This is a genomic window from Vibrio sp. S234-5 (assembly GCF_000960595.1).
Lineage (GTDB): Bacteria > Pseudomonadota > Gammaproteobacteria > Enterobacterales > Vibrionaceae > Vibrio.
The window spans coordinates 1-409 of record NZ_JZAM01000387.1 but is presented as its reverse complement, the minus strand read 5'-3'; the positions used below and the strand labels follow the sequence as shown (position 1 = coordinate 409).

The window sequence follows — 409 nt, the reverse complement described above, 5'->3', positions numbered from 1 at the left end:
CCTTAACCCAAGGCCACCGTGGCACCATGAGTGAAAACCTCTATGCGGAACAAGAACTTGAAAACGCCTTGGTGATGACAGGCACTTACGAGCAAGCGTGGTCCCTCTCTGAGTATGCGCGCAACGCGCAGCAAGATTATCTCGGCTTTATGCCGCGACTCGCCGAGCAGCGTATTATTTTGCGCCCTGCCCTGCCAAGCGCTTGGCAGCAGGTCAAAGCGCGCCTGCCCTTTGGTCACGATAATGCGTTGTGGTTTGAGTTGACAAGTAATGAGCATGGCACTATTTACAGTGTAAAAGCGGAACGGGACGAGCCATCGATCACCTTGTTGTTCGAGCTAGAAGCAAGAGACAAACATCAGCAAACAACGGGGCTGCTGCAAAGGGTGCTGCTGGTGACTATCCTCCA

Annotated in this window: 1 pseudogene; it reads left to right on the top strand. The window is 53.3% G+C overall.

Going from position 1 to position 409, the window contains the following annotated elements:
• Positions 1-409: pseudogene (locus UF06_RS22200) on the top strand (glycogen debranching protein); the annotation flags it as partial.